Here is a 2,488-nt window from a genome sequence, read left to right on the forward strand (position 1 = left end):
CCCTGCCCCCTGCTCCCTTCCCCCCTGTCCAATTCCTCGTTCCATCAGCAGTAATTGCTAGAATCTAAAGCTAGGGCCGCCTTCTGCTTGCCAGTCCTACCTATATTTATGATGATCTTGAACAAAGGCTAAATATCGATGATCGTCTGCCCTAATTGCAATCATCCCAACCCTGACGGCGCTGTCCAGTGTGAAGCTTGCTATACACCGTTACCCGCGACTACTAATTGTCCCAGTTGTGGAGCAACTGTGCAGGCAGATGCTGCATTCTGCGGTCAGTGTGGCTATAACCTTCACTCCGCAGGAGTTCCACACGTTCATACTGCGGCAGCTGTTACAGTTACTCCCGATAATCCTGTGGAAGTACCGCCGTTAGTTCCACCCGATCCCCTGTTAGAACTTTTACAACCAGATGCTTTGGGAATGAGCGGTTCTACTAACTCCCATCCCCCCATCTCATCTTTACCAGCAACAGAGGTGGCAGCTCCCCCAGTAGCTCCGCCACAGGTATCTACTACAGAAAGCAACCCCCCAGAGCCACCGACAATAGTCGCAACTCAACCCGTAGTCTCTGGACAAAGTATTCCTACTCCACCACCGTTGGAACCAGCGCCAGCCTCTGAAGCCGAAGTACCTCCACCAGCCGCACCAGCACCAACTGCAACAGTTGCCAGAACGCAATTGCAACAGGTCACAGCGCGGTTAATCCACGTTCAAACTGATCGGTTAATTGAATTGCCGCAAAATCTCTCTGTGATTCATATCGGCAAGCCCAATGACCGGATTCCCCCAGATATAGATGTTTCAGGATTTCCTAATTCAGAAATTGTCTCGCGGATTCATGCAGATATTCGCGTCGAGGGAGATGCTCATTATGTAGAGGATGTGGGAAGTTCTAATGGTACCTACATTAATAATTCACCGCTTTTACCAGGGAATCGTCATCGTTTGCGACCAGGCGATCGCATCAGCTTGGGTAAAGGAGACTTAATGACATTCCTTTTTCAACTTGCTTAACTGATTCTCTATCAATTGTGTGACATCAGCCTAAGCATTTTTGCCCATCCTCCGGCATCCCTTTTGGAGGAGAAACAACTGAACTGCATCAAACAAGCGACGGATAACTATGTTGTTCTTGATAGCGCCATAGTTGACAGCCGTCGCTTCGAGGTGCAAATTGTTGCATTGTTCAGCAATTGCATGACCTCAATCAGCAATTAAAGATTAAAAAATAAATCCAAGCGCAGCAAGTATTTTAGCTATTGACTATATGCAATTTAAATGCTTATAAGTTTAATTACATTAGGATAGAGAAAATACACATCAATTTTAAACTTTGAATTTTCCAAAAAATCTAAAATCTAAAATCTAAAATCCAAAATAGAGCGACCTATGAGGGAACCAAGCAAAAATTTTGAACCCTTGCTTACCAAAGAAGCCCCGCCAGTTGTTGAACGCATGGGGCTAACGTGGCTAATTGCAGCAGCGATCGCAACAGCTTTACTGTGGCAAGTACCAGGAGGTGATTATATCTTATATCCATTTACGATCCTGGCAACTTGGTTTCATGAAATGGGTCACGGCTTAATGGCACTCCTATTAGGGGGACAGTTTCAGAAATTACAGATTTTTAGCAATGGTTCCGGTGTCGCAACTTATGGCATCCGGTCGTCATTGGGGCCAATTGGCCCGGCAATGGTTGCAGCAGCAGGCCCAATGGGGCCACCTCTTGCCGGTGCAGCTTTGATTCTGGCTTCCCGCAGTTTTAAAATAGCTACCCTGAGCTTGAAAATATTAGGCAGTTCTTTGCTATTTTCCACATTAATTTGGGTACGTTCCCCGTTTGGATTGATGGCAATTCCCTTGCTGGGTTTAATAATCTTGGGTATTGCTCTGAAAGCGCCTCGTTGGGCGCAGGGATTTGCTATTCAATTTCTAGGTGTACAAGCTTGTGTGAGTACGTTCCATCAGCTTGATTATCTATTTAGTAGTTCTGCTGGTTCTCTTGGACTCTCTGATACAGCACAAATGCAAAGGTATTTGCTTTTACCTTACTGGTTTTGGGGCGGGTTAATGGCGATCGCATCTCTGGTGATTTTAGTCCAAAGTCTCCGCGTTGCCTATCGTTCAAAATGAATATGCAGATGAGCGATCGCCCTCTTGCAGTCACCAATTCAACCCTCAGTATTTTGATTGCTGAATTAAGTATAGAGTGCCTAAAAGTACAAGCCTTAGTTAACCAGTTACAGTTACCTAGTGGTCTGTCCCATTAATTTTGCGGGGTTATAATCAAGTGTGATTAAATAGCAATGTGGATGCATTGGTATTCACAAGCAGACAAGCGATCGCAGAAGAAGGAAAAAGGGTGTATGAGCAAAAAGTATCAAATTAATCTGAGTGAATCACAGAGGGAAGAACTACTGGCTCTAGTCAAAAAGGGTTCAGCAAAAGCCAGAGAAATTCGGCGTGCACACACATTACTAATGGC

General features: G+C 45.2%; 3 protein-coding genes. All 3 read left to right on the plus strand.

Annotation, left to right across the window (positions count from 1 at the left end; all coding sequences use genetic code 11):
- Positions 1 to 138: 138 nt before the first annotated feature.
- The 3 genes from F8R90_RS14035 to F8R90_RS32885 all read left to right on the plus strand — a co-directional run bounded on the left by F8R90_RS14035 (position 139) and on the right by F8R90_RS32885 (position 2,273).
- Positions 139 to 1,017 carry an FHA domain-containing protein gene (locus F8R90_RS14035; protein ID WP_196511264.1) on the plus strand — a complete coding sequence of 293 codons (879 nt, stop codon included), beginning with the start codon at positions 139 to 141 and terminating at the stop codon, positions 1,015 to 1,017.
- A gap of 375 nt (positions 1,018 to 1,392) precedes the next feature.
- Positions 1,393 to 2,136 carry a M50 family metallopeptidase gene (locus F8R90_RS14040; RefSeq protein WP_196511265.1) on the plus strand — a complete coding sequence of 248 codons (744 nt, stop codon included), beginning with the start codon at positions 1,393 to 1,395 and terminating at the stop codon, positions 2,134 to 2,136.
- Positions 2,133 to 2,273, plus strand: coding sequence for a hypothetical protein (locus F8R90_RS32885; RefSeq protein WP_230966309.1), 141 nt, complete (start codon positions 2,133 to 2,135; stop codon positions 2,271 to 2,273). Before F8R90_RS14040 ends, F8R90_RS32885 begins: the two co-directional genes overlap by 4 nt.
- Positions 2,274 to 2,488: the final 215 nt, after the last annotated feature.

This window comes from Nostoc sp. NZL, assembly GCF_015714705.1.
Lineage (GTDB): Bacteria > Cyanobacteriota > Cyanobacteriia > Cyanobacteriales > Nostocaceae > Nostoc > Nostoc foliaceum_A.

Bases quoted from the DNA above. Each gene is read 5' to 3' on its own strand.
- F8R90_RS32885 (WP_230966309.1), top strand. From the start codon at position 2,133: ATGAATATGCAGATGAGCGATCGCCCTCTTGCAGTCACCAATTCAACC.
- F8R90_RS14040 (WP_196511265.1), top strand. From the start codon at position 1,393: ATGAGGGAACCAAGCAAAAATTTTGAACCCTTGCTTACCAAAGAAGCC.
- F8R90_RS14035 (WP_196511264.1), top strand. From the start codon at position 139: ATGATCGTCTGCCCTAATTGCAATCATCCCAACCCTGACGGCGCTGTC.